Consider the following 15,632-nt stretch of genomic DNA (forward strand, 5'->3'; position numbering starts at 1 on the left):
CAGGGCCGTTTCTTCACTCCGATAATTATAAACTGCTATGTTACCTGCAATAAAAAACCCCGCAAGCGCGGGGTTTTTTGAATCAGTAAACGATTGCGCTTTATTCAGCAACAATGCTCACAAACTTACGGTTGTTAGGTCCTTTAACTTCGAACTTAACTTTACCGTCAGCTAATGCGAACAGGGTGTGATCTTTACCGATACCCATGTTGTTGCCAGCGTGGAAACGAGTGCCGCGCTGTCTAACAATGATGTTACCGGCCAGCACAGACTCACCACCAAAACGCTTAACACCTAAGCGTTTACTTTCTGAGTCGCGACCGTTTTTGGTACTACCACCAGCTTTTTTGTGTGCCATGTGTCTATGCTCCTATTATGCGTTAATACCAGTGATTTTCACTTCAGTGAACCACTGACGGTGACCCGCTTGCTTACGCGAGTGCTTACGACGACGGAACTTAACGATTTTTGCTTTATCGCCACGACCGTGTGTAACAACTTCAGCAGTCACTTTACCACCGGCAACATATGGTGTGCCGATTTTAACGTCGTCACCATTGCTAACCATTAATACGTTATCAAACTCTACACTGTCGCCTGGAGCGACTTCGATCTTCTCGAGACGAACGGTTTGACCTTCGGCCACACGGTGTTGTTTACCACCACTTTGGAAAACCGCGTACATAACTTTCTCCGCTCTGCGCCAAATTTATTGCGCTTTCAATTCTAAAACAGGGCGCGAATTGTACGTGAATCAATTTTCGATCACAACCCCATATTGCGAAAAAAGTTTAATTTTCGAGCGAAGTTATCGATCCCAGGTCAGAGGGACTATTTTAACAGGTTTAGCGGCTAACCAAAACGCTTGTTTTTATTGATATTTACCAACAATTTCAAGCTCATGCGATTAACATAGGTTGCAATGCTGGAGATTGTTTTTGTCCCAGAGTCGCCGGGATCGCCACCGCCGATCCTGGGATCACGCGTCGTTTATCACGGTACGGCTGTTAATTATGGCGAAATTAATCTAATTCACTGGATAGACGGTAATATTTATGTACAATCTGCTGCCAGTCAGCTTACACGTACCGGACACTACGAGACGCTATGAATATTGATCAAATAAAAGCATTGGCCGAATCCGACATGCAGGCAGTTAACCAACTGATCCAGCAGCAGGTTGATTCGGATGTTGCCCTGATCAATCAACTCGGCTTCTATATAGTTAACAGTGGCGGCAAGCGCCTGCGTCCGTTATTAACCGTGTTGGCAGCCAGAGCACTGCAAATCGAATCAGGCCAGCACCACACTCTGGCCGCAATCATTGAGTTTATCCATACCGCCACGCTGTTACACGATGACGTTGTTGATGAATCAACCATGCGCCGGGGCCGCGAAACGGCCAATGCGCTGTTCGGTAACCAGGCCAGCGTTCTGGTAGGTGATTTCCTGTATACCCGCAGTTTCCAGATGATGGTTGAGCTGCAAAGTATGCGGGTGATGGAAATACTGTCAGACTCCACTAACCGTATTGCTCAGGGCGAAGTGCAGCAGTTGATGAACTGTAACGATCCGGATACAACTGAAGCCAGCTATTTTGACGTTATCTACGGTAAAACTGCCCGTTTGTTTGAAGCAGCTACCCAGTTAGCGGCGGTAATCACCGGCCAGTCGGCTGAGATTGAACAGGCTATGCAGGCCTATGGCCGTCACTTGGGCACGGCTTTCCAGCTGGCCGATGATATTCTCGACTACGAATCAGACAGCGATGCCATGGGTAAGAACGCTGGTGACGACCTTGCCGAAGGTAAGCCAACCCTGCCATTGCTCTACGCTATGTGGCATGCCGGTAATGAAGATGCAGTACTGATCCGCGAAGCCATCGAAAAAGCCAACGGTTTACCGCATCTACAGCGTATAGTCACGGTGATGAACGACACCGGTGCGCTAAACTACACCCGTCAGAAAGCTTTTGAAGAAGCTGACATGGCAATATCCGCTCTCAACGTATTGCCAGAAAGCGATTACAAGCAGGCGCTTATTGCTTTGGCGCACATCGCTGTTGACCGCAATAGCTAAAGACTAAAGCCCAGCATTCCTATCATAAAACCCAGGATCCCGCCCAGCGGTGGCGCCCAGCTGTTTTCCATGCGTACCTGAGGTGCGATGTCCTGTAGTACTGAATACAGAATTCCCCCTGCTGCGAATAACATGATGGCCGAAACCACCAGATTATATTGTGCCAACAGAAAATAACCGGTTAAAGCCATTACCGGACCGAGCAATGCCATCAGTAAAAACATCATCAGGATCTTGCGTGAACTGAAATGCCCTGCCGCTTTTAATTCACGATAGGCATTAAATCCCTCGGGAAAGTTTTGTACAGCAACCAGCAAGCCAAGCAAAATGCTGCCTCCGCCCAAAGCTGCAGTAGTGCCAAGGGCAATGGATTCTGGAACAAAATCCGACAACATAGAAGCCAGCTGACTGGCTGGCAGATCATTTCGTGCCAGCCAGATATCCAGTCCCATAAACGCAAATGCGCCAAGCAAGAAACTGATACATGAAGCCGTAGTACCGAGGTCTTGCATGCCGTCTGGCACCAAAACCAGGGCCACCGCCGAAAGTAAAGCACCCGCCCCCATGGCAAGAATGCTGTGGCGCAACTCTTCGTCGAGCCAGGCCGGAAAAATGCCTTCAACTCTGGCGAGCAGCGCGCCCGCGGGCATAGCCAGGCCCGCAACCAGCGCAATGACAACGACATAGATTACTGACGGATCTGTCACAAATCTTCCTCCCTGAAAGTACTACATAGCTTACCCGGCCAGACGCTCCGCTGCTCTGGTCATATTTTCATTGCTGTCGCGATGCACGATAATGTTATCTTCGATACGAATTCCACCGTAGGGGCGATAAGTATCGACCACATCCCAGTTGATGTATTTGGAAGACTCGCTGCTTTTCAGATCGGCCAGCAGAGACTCAATGAAATACAGGCCCGGTTCGATAGTAAAGACCTGACGGGCTTCCACCGTACGGGTACAGCGTAAAAACGGGTGATCGTCAGGCGCAGGCTTGGGTGTGCCGCGATCGTCCATTACCAGTCCGCCCACATCATGAACCTGTAACCCCAGGAAGTGGCCAATCCCGTGGGGGAAGAAAGTACGGGTGATCCCCTGCGCCAGGCAGTCTTCAGCACTCATGTTAACCAGTCCGGCCTGCACCAGCACATCGGCAATGCCTTCGTGGGCCGCCAGGTGAATATCGGCATAATCCACGCCCGGTTTTAACCTTCCGGCCAGTGACAGGGTGAGTTTATCGAGTTCGCTGATAAGCCCTTTAAACGGATTTTCTCCCACCGTATAAGTGCGGGTTATGTCTGCCGCATAACCATTGTAATTAGCCCCGGCATCAATCAGAAAGGAACGATGCTGGTCTGGTTTAGCGGTGTCATAGTCCATGTAGTGGAGAATCGAACAATGCTCATTAAGGGCAATGATACCGGTGTAGGGCACATCGTTGTCCCCCTGCTGGGTAGCAGCATTGTAAGCAAGATTAATATTAAACTCGCTTTCGCCGGCAAAGAAAGCCTGCGCCGCCGCCCGGTGACCAGCCACCGCTATACGATTAGCTTCGCGCATACAGGCAAGCTCATAGTCGGTTTTATAAGCGCGCTGGTAATGTAAGTAATGCAGTGCCCGGTCGGGATTCACATTGTTAAAGCCCAACGCACTGGCCACCTCGATATACTCACCCACATAGGCAAAATTGCGTTTATCGTATGGCAGATGCTTTTCCACCATATCCGCCTGCTTAAGCATGACGACGTCGAAACAGTCAGTCCAGTATTCGTTGGGCTCGGGCGGTACCTTGTGCCAGAAGTCGGTAGGCCGGTAAAAAATCAGCTTAGGCTTATCCAACCCGTTAACTACCAGCCAGCAGTTTGGGTTATCGATAACCGGTAACCAGGCCTTAAACTGTGGATTAACCTTAAAAGGATAATGGTTGTCGTCTAAAAACAATCGCTTGCTTTGACCTGAGTGAATAACCAACCCTTCCAGTCCTTCACGTTCCACGGCTTCGCGAGTACGTTGCTGAAGGGTTTCAATATGCGCTGCATACAGGTCGTGATGCTCTGTCATAGTGCCTCTGTCGTTATCTTTTATGCTTATATTATGGCGCATAACACTACCACGCGCCTAAGGTAAAGTCAGGCTGTCTGCCGAGAGTTTCATGCGACTCAAAGTATCAAACAGATGTGACGGCTGGCCAAGTTGTACCTGGTAGATATAACGGTAAGCCATCACCGCTTTGACATAATGGCGGGTTTCCCGGTAAGGGATGTTTTCAATCCACACATCCAGCGACTGCTCCCCGCTGGTTGGCAACCACTCCATTACCCGTTGCCAGCCAGCATTATAGGATGCCGACACCAGCACCGGATTGTGGTTGAGCTTGTCGTTAAGGTATTTCAGATACTGAATTCCAAATTCCAGGTTTTGCTCAGGCTGAAGCAGAGTGCTATAACCCACCCGCTGCTTACTGATGTAATTCACGGTGCCCGGCATCAGTTGCATCAGGCCCCGGGCACCAGCCGGTGACACGGCATCAACCATAAACGAGCTCTCCCGCCGGGCAATCGCCATAGCCAGCGCCGGGTCAACCTCGTGCTGGGACGCTTGCTGCTGAAACTCTTCGGCAAATGCCATGGGAAAGCGGCGGCGCACATCATTGAAATAACCGGTTTGAGCAAAGCCAATAATCGCCTGATCGTGCCACCCCCAATCACTGGCAAGCAGCGTTACCGCGCGCTTTTCTTCGTTGGTCAGGCGCCGGTTCAGGTAATACCACTCACGCCGGGCTTCCACATAGCGGCCCAGTTTAAATAACTCATAGGCCCGCTGAACTGCCGGCACCGTGCTCATTCTGGCCAGAGTGTAGTCGCTCATTTCAAGGGGCTGATCGGCCAGTTCCGGGGGCTGTTGCAAACGAGCGCTGGCCAGAAAACCATAATAATGGCGTTCTTTGGCCAGTTCACCGTAAAGTTGTTGGGGAACTTGTTCAGCACTAAGCTCTGAGAGTCCACGTGCCCGCCAGTAACGAAAAGCGTCCTGGCGCTGTTCTTCTGCCGGTGCGGTCTGAATCACTTGCAAAGCCTGCTGCCAGTCATTTTGCCGCAGCATATAGGCAAGATGCCAGTGTCTGACGTCTTCTTCGGCATCAGGGACATTTGCCTTCGCCAGCCACTCACTGGCATTATCGTCACCCTCAATCACCAGACTAATAGCAATGGCGCGATAAATTTGTCTGATTTGTGCTTCACTGAATGCGATTTTGCCCTGCCAGTACTGAAAGGCTTTTATTGCTTTAGCTGGCGCCTGCCAAGCCAGCCGGATCAGGCCATAATAAAGTACGGCCTTTTCCTGCTCCGGATACTTACGCGGGAACAAGCTGTATTTCAGTACCGTAGACGATGAGCGACGGGTCTGCCGCCATAAATCCACCAAATAATGATGCGAGGCAGGCAGCCTGCGCTGCAGATAACCCAACAAATTACGATCGCCGCCTCTGACCACTTTCTCGATGCGACCTAACACCCTGTCTGTGGTCATATGGCCAGCCTGTTGCCACTGTTTGAATACCGGATCGCACTCATCCGGACGCGACTGTCCGGACAACCATAGCGTATCGACCTGCTCAAACCAGTAGTCCGGGTTGTCGGACTGCTGTAGCTGATAGTGCAGATAGCGGCAGGTATATTTAGTGCCAAGCCCCGGCTGATAGGCTTCAATGAAAGCCGCTTTTCTTTGCTGGTCGCTGAGTAAGTCCAGCCAGCGCTTGCGCAAATGAGTCGCCAGAGGCGTACCTGCATAGCGGGCGAGAAATTCATTTACGGTAGTGTCGGACAGGCTCCCCAGGGTGCGCTCGGCAAGTCGTAGTTTTAAATACGGCACCAGCGGGTAGTTTGCCAGATCCTCAATGTCTTTATGAATAGCGGGTAGTTTTGATACCGGCAGTGTATTGAGTTGTTTCTCCAGGCTTAAAAATTGTGCGCGTTGCTGTTCACGCAGTTTGCCGTCTTCGGCCACCGCATACGGCGAAGCAAACCAATTCAGTAACGTGATCAGCAGTACTAACCGCAATGCCTGCACAACATCTCCTTTTTTGCCCGGGCCATATCAGAGTCTTGTAGTGTAGAGACTCTGCGTCCGGGATGACAGCGATATTCGATGACTCGCTTTTGTACGAGTTTCAGGGCAAAAAGTAACCAACAGTGCTAACATCAACAACAGCATTGCCGGAATCGCCTGCCCGTATTTCTAATTTAGCAAAATTGGCAAAAAATGGCAGCGACACCGAATGGCTATACACAACTATAAATAAATTAAATATGCGTTAAAGGGCTTGAAAACGTTACCTTAGACACCATTGACTCAACATAATTGAAACACCTGTTTGAATTTTTGTTGATATTTTTCTCTGCATTGGAAAGAATCAGGGTTTTAAAGAAAACGCGCCTCCCTACAATTTTATTAATTTCACGCGTAACGCTGAAAGGAGACAACAATGATCTACGAAGGCCAAAATCTAACGGTATCACTGTTGGATAACGGTTTTGCTGAACTGGTATTTGATGCCAAGGGTTCAGTAAATAAATTCGACCGCCAGACAATCAGTGACCTGGACGAAGCTACCCAGGCCATCGCCGCTAACAGCGACGTAAAAGGTGTGGTAGTTCGCAGCGCCAAGCCGGCTTTTATCGTTGGAGCTGATATCACAGAATTTACCGACATGTTTGCCCAGCCTGAAGAAGAAATTCTGGCCTGGGTTGCCAAAACGTCAAAAGTGTTTGACCGCTTCGAAGATCTGCCGGTCCCCACAGTGGCTGCTGTGAATGGTTTTGCACTGGGTGGCGGTTGTGAGATGGCATTGGCCTGTGATCTTCGCGTTGTGGATACCACGGCTTCTATCGGTCTGCCAGAAGTGAAATTAGGTCTGATGCCAGGCTTTGGTGGTACGGTACGCCTGCCACGTCTCATTGGTTCGGATAACGCCCTTGAGTGGATGACCACGGGCAAAGACAGAAAAGGCCAGCAGGCACTTAATGAAGGCGCCGTTGATGCCGTTGTCGCGCCTGAAAAGCTAGCTGAAGCCGCTCTTAGCATGGTGACGGACGCCGCCGCTGGCAAAATTGACTGGCAGGCTCGCCGGGCCAGCAAAAAAGCGCCACTTAAATTAAACAGCAACGAAGCGATGATGAGCTTCTCTACCGCCCAGGCTTTCGTTGCTGCCAAAGCAGGTAAACACTACCCTGCTCCGCACATGATGGTAGAAACGGTTAAGAATGCTTCTTCACTGGATCGTGATGGTGCGCTGGCGCTGGAAAACCAGGGCTTTGTCAAACTGGCTAAAACCGACGCGGCGAAAGCACAGATTGGCATTTTTATGGCCGACCAGTTGGTGAAAGGCAAAGGTAAGAAGTTAGCCAAATCAGCCAGCAAAGCAGTCAAGATGAATGCGGTACTGGGTGCCGGTATCATGGGTGGCGGCATTGCTTACCAGAGCGCCGTGAAAGGCTTGCCAGTAGTAATGAAAGACATTAACCAGCCTGCTCTGGACCTCGGCCTGTCTGAAGCCGCTAAGATCCTTAACAAGGGCATGCAGCTGGGTAAAGTTACGCCCGAAAAAATGGCTAAAACCCTCAACGCCATTACGCCTTCACTGGAATACAGCGCCATTAAGGACGTTGATCTGGTCATTGAAGCGGTGGTTGAAAATCCGAAGGTTAAGAGCATCGTTCTGAAAGAAACCGAACAGAATGTGGATGACGATACAATCCTGTGTTCAAACACCTCTACTATTTCGATTAACCAACTGGCAGAAAGTCTGGAAAAACCAGAGCGTTTCTGCGGTATGCACTTCTTTAACCCGGTGCACCGCATGCCACTGGTCGAAATCATCCGCGGCGAGAAAACCTCAGACGACACGATTGCTGCGGTAGTGGCTACCACGCTGCAAATGGGCAAAACGCCGATTGTAGTGAATGACTGCCCGGGCTTTTTGGTAAACCGCGTATTATTCCCTTACTTTGCTGGTTTCTCGAAACTGGTACTCGATGGTGCCGACTTTGTTGCCGTTGATAAAGTGATGGAAAAACAGTTTGGCTGGCCAATGGGCCCGGCTTACCTGCTCGACGTGGTAGGAATGGACACGGCAGACCATGCCGCCTCGGTTATGGCAGAAGGTATTCCTGAGCGTATGGCAAAAGTCGAAAATGATCCGGTAACGCTGTTGTTCAAAGAAGAGCGTTTAGGTCAGAAGAATGCCAAAGGCTTCTACAACTTCAGTAAAGATAAGCGTGGTAAGCCGAAGAAAGATGCGGCCCCTGAAGCTTATGAGCTGATTAAGCCTCACCAGGCAGAAGCCAGTGAATTTAGCAGTGAAGAAATCATTGCCCGTCTGATGATCCCGATGGCCAACGAAGCGATTCGTTGTCTTGAGGAAGGCATCGTGGCAAGTGCTGCCGAAGCCGATATGGCCCTGATTTACGGACTTGGCTTCCCGCCGTTCCGTGGTGGTATTTTCCGTTACATCGAAACTATGGGATTAGCGAACTTTGTCGAACTTGCCGACAAATACGCCCATTTAGGTCCGATTTACCAAATTACAGACGGCGTTCGTCAAATGGCCGCTGAAGGTAAATCTTACTTCGCTTAATCACCTTAGGAGACATAATCATGAAAGATGTAGTAGTTATTGACTGTATTCGCACACCCATGGGTCGCTCCAAAGGTGGCGTATTCAGAAACGTTCGTGCCGAGAGTTTATCGGCGCACTTAATGAGTGCCCTGATTGCCAGAAACCCCAATGTGGATCCGGCAGAAATTGAAGACATTATCTGGGGCTGTGTTCAGCAAACCAAAGAGCAGGGCTTTAACGTGGCCCGGAATGCCCAGCTGTTAACCGAGATCCCACGCAGTACTTCTGCGGTAACAGTTAACCGTTTGTGTGGTTCATCCATGCAGGCGCTGCATGATGCCACTAAAGGTATCATGACAGGTCAGGGCGACGTGTACATGATTGGTGGTGTGGAGCACATGGGCCATGTTCCAATGACCTTTAATCTCGACTTCCATCCGGGCCTGGCAAAGTATACCGCCAAAGCGTCTGGTAACATGGGCATGACAGCAGAACTGCTGGGCCGTCAGAACGGCATTACCCGTGAGATGCAAGATGCCTTCGCAGCCCGCTCACACCAGAAAGCACATCAGGCACATTTGGAAGGCCGCTGGGCTAGCGAGATTGTAGCCACCGAAGGCCATGATGCCGACGGCGTGTTAAAGATGGTCGACTTTGACGAAGTTATCCGCCCGGAAAGTACGCCAGAAACTATGGCTGCGCTACGCCCGGTATTTGATCCGGTAAACGGTACTGTTACCGCGGGATCTGCCTCGGCGATTTCAGACGGTGCTTCGGCAATGCTGTTAATGTCGGCCGATCGTGCTAAAGAACTGGGCCTGACACCACGCGCTAAGATCCGCTCAATGGGTGTGGCTGGCTGTGACGCGGCGATCATGGGTTACGGCCCGGTGCCTGCGACTCAAAAAGCTCTCAAACGTGCGGGCTTAACCATGGATGATATTGAGATTGCCGAGTTCAACGAAGCCTTTGCGGCCCAGGCGCTTAGCTGTATCAAGCAACTTGGCTGGCTGGATAAGTACGACGAGTGCGTTAACTTAAACGGCGGTGCCATTGCGCTTGGTCACCCTCTGGGTTGCTCTGGTTCACGTATCAGCACCACGCTGATTAACCTGATGGAAGCCAATGACAAGTCAATCGGCCTGGCGACTATGTGTATTGGTTTAGGCCAGGGTATCGCTACCGTATTTGAACGCGTGTAAGTCAGTACAACTTCATTGAAAGGGCACCTTAGCGGTGCCCTTTTTGTTATTGGCAGAAAACTCTGAGCTTTACCGGCATACCTGGCGTAGTAAACCCATTAATACTTTGTTTCTGCCAGGGAGTTTTCATGAAGGTAATGATGTTTTTCTTTTCTTTTATCTGTTTGGTTTCTTTTTCTGCACACGCCGCTGAATATGCTATTGAGCAGGTGAAGGACAATGTTTATCGCTTTACCGCCGGTAATTATCATTCAGTATTTGTTACCACGGAACAGGGCACTATTGTTACCGATCCTATCAGCGCTGAAGCGGCGACTTACCTCAGGCAATACCTTTCCGAAAAGAAACTACTGCCAGTAAGTTATATGCTGTACAGCCACAATCATACCGATCATGTTAGTGGTGGCGAACAATTGGCCGGTAGTGAAACGGTGGTGGTTGCTCACCAGCTGGCCGCCCGGGATATTGCCTTCACCCGCCTGCCAACCCGGCAACCCGACATTACCTTTAACGACCAACTAGCCGTTACTTCCGGCTCAACGCAGGTGCAGCTGGCTTACCATGGCGAGAACAACGGCAAGGGCTCGGTGAGCTATCTTATTCAGCCCGCCGGAGTATTGCATGTTGTGGACTGGATAGTGGTAGGTCGCTTACCCTATAAAGACCTGCCGGGTTATGACATACAGGGCATGATCAGCTCCACCAAAGCGGTACTTAACCGCTATGACTTTGAGGTGTTTATAGGCGGCCATGCTGATATCGGTACTCGTGCGGATATTGAACATTATCTGGCGTACCTTGAAGCGCTTTACACTGCTGTGAGAGACGGCATACTGGCCGGAAAAACCTTAGCGGAATTACAGCAAAGCATTACACTAGAGCAGTTCAGCGATCTTAAAATGTATAACGAATGGCTGGCCGACAATATAAAAGGCGTGTACCAGTCACTGGTGGATGACTCCTATTTTAATTTTCGTGCCGACCTTGAAACAACCTACTGACCGTTGAAGTACTTCGTTACCGCATCAAACAGGCTGGTACAGCGTTGGTAGCCCGAGGCCACACCATCGCTTTCATACTCCGAATCCACCAGATATAAGTGCTGTATTCCGGCACTTTGTCCGGCCTGTATGTCTGACATCTTGTCGCCAATCATCACTGAGCTTGCCAGGTCAATCTGATGTTCTGTGGCAGCAGCGTTGATCATGCCCGGATTTGGCTTACGGAAATCACAATCTTTAAGGTATTCGCCCTGACCGTGAGTAGCGTGATGCGGGCAAAACCTGACATCGGTAATGGCGACCCCATGTTGAGAAAATTGCTCACACATCCATTTGGTAAGTGCCGCAAATTTCTCCTCGGTATAGTATCCCCGGCCAATCCCCGCCTGATTGGTAACAACAATGATGACAAAGCCTTCATCCACTATGCGTTTACAGGCTTCAAACACACCGGGGGCAAACTCAAAACTCTCAGGCTCGCATACATAGCCGTGATCAATGTTAATGACACCATCCCTGTCGAGGAAAAACGCTTTACGAGGTAACGTCATGTTGATTCCGCTTTTAATCGCCAGCGCTCGCTGGCCTAGTTTTCAATGTCTGCCAGATATTCAGCGTTAAGGATATCTGTGAGAGTGCCATTCTGAATATCGCTGGTCCAGAATTCAAAGTTTTTAAATCCGGCGTCAACGAAAAACGCCATTTCATTTCTGAACGCCTGCTCTGTGCTAATGCCTGGCTCAAAACGCTCAGGTTCATCGGTGAAACTGGCGATGGTCTGACAAATAGCAAAAGCATTATTCGCCGCCTGCTGTGCAACGCTGAATACCGGATATTCAGATTCACGAGGGTTAGTTGCCATACGTGATGCACACCACCAGATTGCCACACCGCAACGCTCACCTATGGTGTCAAAGCAGTAATCGTAAGCGGTTTGCGCCAGAGCGGCACTATCAAAAACGGTATGCGCCTCGATAATGATGGGCGTGGTAGGGAAATAGGTCATGTACATATCAATGACACCATTGAAAGCATCGCTGAGGCGTGAAAAGGTGTAGCCGGCCTCAGCAAACCTTTGCTCATCCACACGCCAGTGCATCTCCACACCATTGGTCATCGCTGCGTAGGTAACGTATATACCTGCCAGGCTGGCATGACTATCAAACTGAGCTCCAAGCTGGCTGACCAGCGCTTCTTTATAGTCGAGGTAAGCGGAATCCCAGGGTAAGCAGGTTACTGCCGGGTTGCCCCTGAACGAATAGTCAAAGGTTGTGCACTCATCCAGCACCCATTGGGGCATTTCTTTGCTATCGATGACGGCCAGGTTCACCCTGTCACCCAGCGCCTCTGCTTCCTGTAGTTCCCGTTCTATTACCGAAAAATCATACTCTGCAGGAGCCGGATTTATTTCTGACCAGCTTAATCTCACCAGGGTGCCGGAAACATGAGGTAAGCCATTAATATGTTCAGATACAAAAGCGCCTGGATTATTGATATTGATGGTACCAGCACTGTTGAAGATCCCCTGCGGGTGGTCTTTAAACTCGCCGGCTGGCGGCGGATTAGTCACTGGTGGCAGCGGGGTTGGCGTTGGCGAGGAAGTGGTAGAGTTACCTCCCCCGCAAGCCGTTATCAGCAGTAACAAAAAAGTCAATAAGCCGGATAGTCGAAACAAAAGAGATTACCTCGTTAGTCTGCACGGTACATTCGTTATCAGAACCGCCCGGTTACTGCCGGCAGGCTGGATACTGGTACAGCAAAGTATGCTGGTAATCCCTGCCATTCTCAACTACGGGATATCTTTTACGACAAACAAATACAAAACAGGCCCCTAAGGGGCCTGCATCATTATTTGAACACTGTTATTTTAAAAGGGGCGCGTATTCGTTTTCCAGAATGGCCTTCAGAGTGGCATCCTGTAAATCAGCAGACCAAATCTCAAAGTTCTTAAAGCCCTCGCCAATGAAGAAGTCCATTTCATTACGCAGTGCTTCTTCAGAAGTCCAGCCCTGTCCAGAGTCGAAGCGGTCTGGCTGAGTGCTGAAGTTACCAATGGTCTGACAAACCGCGAATGACAGTTCGGTAGCCTGTTGTGCCACATGATAAACCGGATATTCCGCCTCCCGGGGGTTAGTGGCCATGCGAGATGAACACCACCAGATGGCTACACCACATCGGCTACCCAGAGTGTCGTAGCAGTGATTGAAAGCATTCTCTGCCAGGTGCGACTCCTCAAACACGGTATGGATTTCCATCATAATTGGCGTAGTAGTAAAGGCCTCTGCGTACATATCCATAACATCGTTATAGGATTGCTCCAGGCGATCCGGAGTATATCCGGCAGCAGCAAACTCGTTTTCATCTACGCGCCAGTGCATTTCGATGCCGTTAGACATAGCCGCATAGCTCATATAAACCCCGCGCAGATTTGGGTGGGAATCAAACTGTGCACCCAGACGGCTGACCAACTCTGCTTTGAATTGTTGATAGTAACTATCCCATGGCAAACAGGTAGTCACTGGCTGACCACGGAAGCTGTAATCAAAAGTTTCACACTGATCCAGTACATACTGAGGCATTTCTTTGCTATCGAGTATGGCCAGACTAATACTCGCATCCAACTCTGCAGCGGCAGCCAGTTCATTTTCCAAAGGCGTAAAGTCAAACACACCTTCAGATGGATTAATAACTCTCCAGCTGACTCTCACCAGACTGCCAGACACGTGGTCTTCACCATTGATATCGTCACGGATAATGGTGCCACGCTGATCGCTGGAACTGATTACACCAGCGCTGTGGAAAAGCCCCTGAGGTGCATTTTTAGTCTCAGGCTCAGGTGTAGGTTCAGGGGTCGGCTCAGGCGTCGGTTCCGGAGTTGGCTCTGGTGTTGGCTCTGGTGTTGGCTCTGGTGTTGGCTCAGGCGTTGGCTCTGGAGTCGGCTCAGGCGTTGGCTCTGGTGTTGGCTCTGGCGCAGGCTTTCTGAAGATTGGGCGCCAGAAGCTACGGGTTGGAGAAATCACAGAGGTGGTGCCAGTGCGAGCAAATTTCAGCTGGGACGATCCATCGAGGTTATTGGTTTCCATACCTTTTCGGGTGAAGCTAGTGTCACTCATGCTAGCGGCGCCTGCAGAGAATGTTGCAGAGATTACAGCGGTAGCAACAACACTTTTGATAAAACCAGTCATTTCTATTTACCTCAAAAAAACTTAAACACGGTTGCAAGGAACGGGATGCATTAAAGTCTTTTTCGGTATGAATAAAAATCACCAACTCCATACAAACGTATATAAAACGCGACCTGAAGCCACATGAGTGTTTTTTTAGGAGGTTAATTTCGACCCTGAATTAGCAGCAATAAGCTCTGTTAGTACAACTAACTGTATGACAGAAAAGCGCTTTCGCTTTTGAGATTTTAATTTGGCTGAACCACAAGAAAAAGTATTGAAACAATCATATTAATTCTGGCAAAAAGGTATTTAAAAAAATAACAAAACAAATGAAATAAAAGTGAAAACAGCCGGCAGTGAGGCCTCAAAATTTAAAAAAGTAAGACAAAACAAAAGGATCTAGTAAAATTGGGTGACATCGCGTTTGCAGACCAAGACCTTCTTACTATTTTAGCTCAACGGTACGCCCCGGAGCCTAAAAAGAAGTGTTTTTCCCAGGGGTCTATGGCACGATAAATATCTCACACTAATAACGATATCATGCGCACTAAACACCGCAGTAGCCCTACACGACAGGAGTAACACATGAGCCCGGATATTCAGGATGAAATAAAAGCATCCATTGCTGTTAAGGAAGCAACTTTACAGGATGAACATCTGCTATCTCAACTTAGCGAACTTATCGATGCCTGCCTTGCTTCACTTCAGCAAGGTGGCAAGATTATTTTCTGTGGCAACGGCGGCAGCTTCGCTGATGCGCAACATTTATCCGCCGAGTTTACGTCCCGCTTCCTGTTTGATCGGGCGCCACTGCCGTCGCTGGCACTGGGTACCAATAACTCAGCTATCAGCGCTATTGGTAACGACTACGGTTATGAATTTGTTTTCTCCCGCGAATTACAAAGTATTGCCACCGAAAAGGACGTGTTTGTAGGTATATCTACCAGCGGTAACAGTCCAAACGTTATTGCCGCAGTAGAAGTCGCTAAACAAATGAACGTCACAACGTATGTGTTAACCGGTCAGAGCGGCGGCAAATTGAAGGCGCTCTGCAATTGCCTGTGCATTCCATCCCCCGACACAGCACGTATTCAGGAGTGCCATATCCTGCTGGGCCATATATTGTGCGGTCAGGTAGAAAAGCGATATTTTAAAGGATAAGGCTCTTGTTTATCGCCCAAGTAAAGAATCCCCCTTTAAAGAAGGTGGCTTTGCGTTAACCCCCTAAAAGGGGGCTCTGTTTAAATCGAAGAAAGGACAATAATTGTGCCCTTCTTCAGTGTTGTCATTGTCACTGACAGACATAACAAACTAGAAGAATCATCATGGATGAGGATTCAGTCGATGCGGCACAGGGACGATGACGCTTTTCACTGATAAGGGCTGCGGGGAGTCCAGAGTGGTTCCCGGTCACCGGGTCGCACTACCCCCTCTGGTCGCTGTCGGCGACTCCGACAACAATGTATAAACACCTTCCTTTGCCAGCTTACATCGATGCGGACAAAGTCCTACCATGCATGATAACCACCTACTGAAGTAGGTGGTTTAGGGCTGAAAATAAA

Annotated in this window: 13 protein-coding genes; 5 read left to right on the top strand and 8 right to left on the bottom strand. The window is 49.6% G+C overall.

Annotated elements, in window-relative coordinates:
* Positions 1 to 100: 100 nt before the first annotated feature.
* Both rpmA and rplU read right to left on the bottom strand, forming a co-directional pair.
* A complete protein-coding gene (gene rpmA, locus AC566Q_RS21510; RefSeq protein ID WP_105935713.1) occupies positions 101 to 358 on the bottom strand; it encodes a 50S ribosomal protein L27 in 258 nt (85 codons plus the stop codon).
* A 15-nt stretch (positions 359 to 373) separates the two neighbouring features.
* Positions 374 to 685 carry a 50S ribosomal protein L21 gene (rplU, locus tag AC566Q_RS21515; RefSeq protein ID WP_499610703.1) on the bottom strand — a complete coding sequence of 104 codons (312 nt, stop codon included), beginning with the start codon at positions 683 to 685 and terminating at the stop codon, positions 374 to 376.
* Between the two features lie 422 nt (positions 686 to 1,107).
* Between rplU and ispB the strand changes: the two genes are divergently transcribed.
* Positions 1,108 to 2,079 carry an octaprenyl diphosphate synthase gene (gene ispB, locus AC566Q_RS21520; RefSeq protein WP_499610706.1) on the top strand — a complete coding sequence of 324 codons (972 nt, stop codon included), beginning with the start codon at positions 1,108 to 1,110 and terminating at the stop codon, positions 2,077 to 2,079.
* On the opposite strand, the gene AC566Q_RS21525 is transcribed toward ispB, so the two are convergent.
* Genes AC566Q_RS21525 through AC566Q_RS21535 form a run of 3 tightly spaced genes read right to left on the bottom strand, consistent with a single transcriptional unit; the run spans position 2,076 to position 6,152 of the window.
* Positions 2,076 to 2,786: a ZIP family metal transporter gene (locus tag AC566Q_RS21525; RefSeq protein ID WP_499610715.1), complete on the bottom strand. Its 711-nt coding sequence runs from the start codon at positions 2,784 to 2,786 to the stop codon at positions 2,076 to 2,078. The two genes, ispB and AC566Q_RS21525, sit on opposite strands and share 4 nt — an antisense overlap.
* Positions 2,787 to 2,816: 30 nt before the next feature.
* Complete coding sequence (gene pepQ, locus AC566Q_RS21530; protein WP_499617585.1) at positions 2,817 to 4,142, bottom strand: Xaa-Pro dipeptidase; 1,326 nt, start codon at positions 4,140 to 4,142, stop codon at positions 2,817 to 2,819.
* 57 nt (positions 4,143 to 4,199) lie between these two features.
* A complete protein-coding gene (locus AC566Q_RS21535; protein ID WP_499610722.1) occupies positions 4,200 to 6,152 on the bottom strand; it encodes a transglycosylase SLT domain-containing protein in 1,953 nt (650 codons plus the stop codon).
* Positions 6,153 to 6,567: 415 nt separating this feature from the next.
* Between AC566Q_RS21535 and fadB the strand changes: the two genes are divergently transcribed.
* The 3 genes from fadB (at position 6,568) to AC566Q_RS21550 (ending at position 10,903) form a co-directional block, all read left to right on the top strand.
* On the top strand, positions 6,568 to 8,718 hold the full coding sequence (gene fadB / locus AC566Q_RS21540; protein ID WP_105935709.1) for a fatty acid oxidation complex subunit alpha FadB: 2,151 nt from the start codon (positions 6,568 to 6,570) through the stop codon (positions 8,716 to 8,718).
* Positions 8,719 to 8,738: 20 nt separating this feature from the next.
* Positions 8,739 to 9,902: an acetyl-CoA C-acyltransferase FadA gene (gene fadA, locus AC566Q_RS21545; protein WP_105935708.1), complete on the top strand. Its 1,164-nt coding sequence runs from the start codon at positions 8,739 to 8,741 to the stop codon at positions 9,900 to 9,902.
* A gap of 128 nt (positions 9,903 to 10,030) precedes the next feature.
* Positions 10,031 to 10,903 (top strand): MBL fold metallo-hydrolase, encoded by an 873-nt coding sequence (locus tag AC566Q_RS21550; RefSeq protein WP_499610728.1) that lies wholly within the window; start codon positions 10,031 to 10,033, stop codon positions 10,901 to 10,903.
* Here the strand turns inward: AC566Q_RS21550 and gmhB are convergent.
* The 3 genes from gmhB to AC566Q_RS21565 all read right to left on the bottom strand — a co-directional run bounded on the left by gmhB (position 10,897) and on the right by AC566Q_RS21565 (position 14,016).
* On the bottom strand, positions 10,897 to 11,454 hold the full coding sequence (gene gmhB, locus AC566Q_RS21555) for a D-glycero-beta-D-manno-heptose 1,7-bisphosphate 7-phosphatase (protein WP_499610731.1): 558 nt from the start codon (positions 11,452 to 11,454) through the stop codon (positions 10,897 to 10,899). The two genes, AC566Q_RS21550 and gmhB, sit on opposite strands and share 7 nt — an antisense overlap.
* Before the next feature lie 35 nt (positions 11,455 to 11,489).
* Positions 11,490 to 12,578 carry a hypothetical protein gene (locus tag AC566Q_RS21560; RefSeq protein ID WP_499610734.1) on the bottom strand — a complete coding sequence of 363 codons (1,089 nt, stop codon included), beginning with the start codon at positions 12,576 to 12,578 and terminating at the stop codon, positions 11,490 to 11,492.
* Positions 12,579 to 12,765: 187 nt separating this feature from the next.
* On the bottom strand, positions 12,766 to 14,016 hold the full coding sequence (locus AC566Q_RS21565) for a hypothetical protein (RefSeq protein WP_499610737.1): 1,251 nt from the start codon (positions 14,014 to 14,016) through the stop codon (positions 12,766 to 12,768).
* Positions 14,017 to 14,655: 639 nt separating this feature from the next.
* Here AC566Q_RS21565 and AC566Q_RS21570 point away from each other — a divergent pair.
* On the top strand, positions 14,656 to 15,231 hold the full coding sequence (locus tag AC566Q_RS21570; RefSeq protein ID WP_499610740.1) for a D-sedoheptulose 7-phosphate isomerase: 576 nt from the start codon (positions 14,656 to 14,658) through the stop codon (positions 15,229 to 15,231).
* The last annotated feature ends 401 nt before the right edge of the window (positions 15,232 to 15,632 follow it).

The sequence above is a fragment of the Alteromonas sp. H02 genome (genome assembly GCF_059682525.1).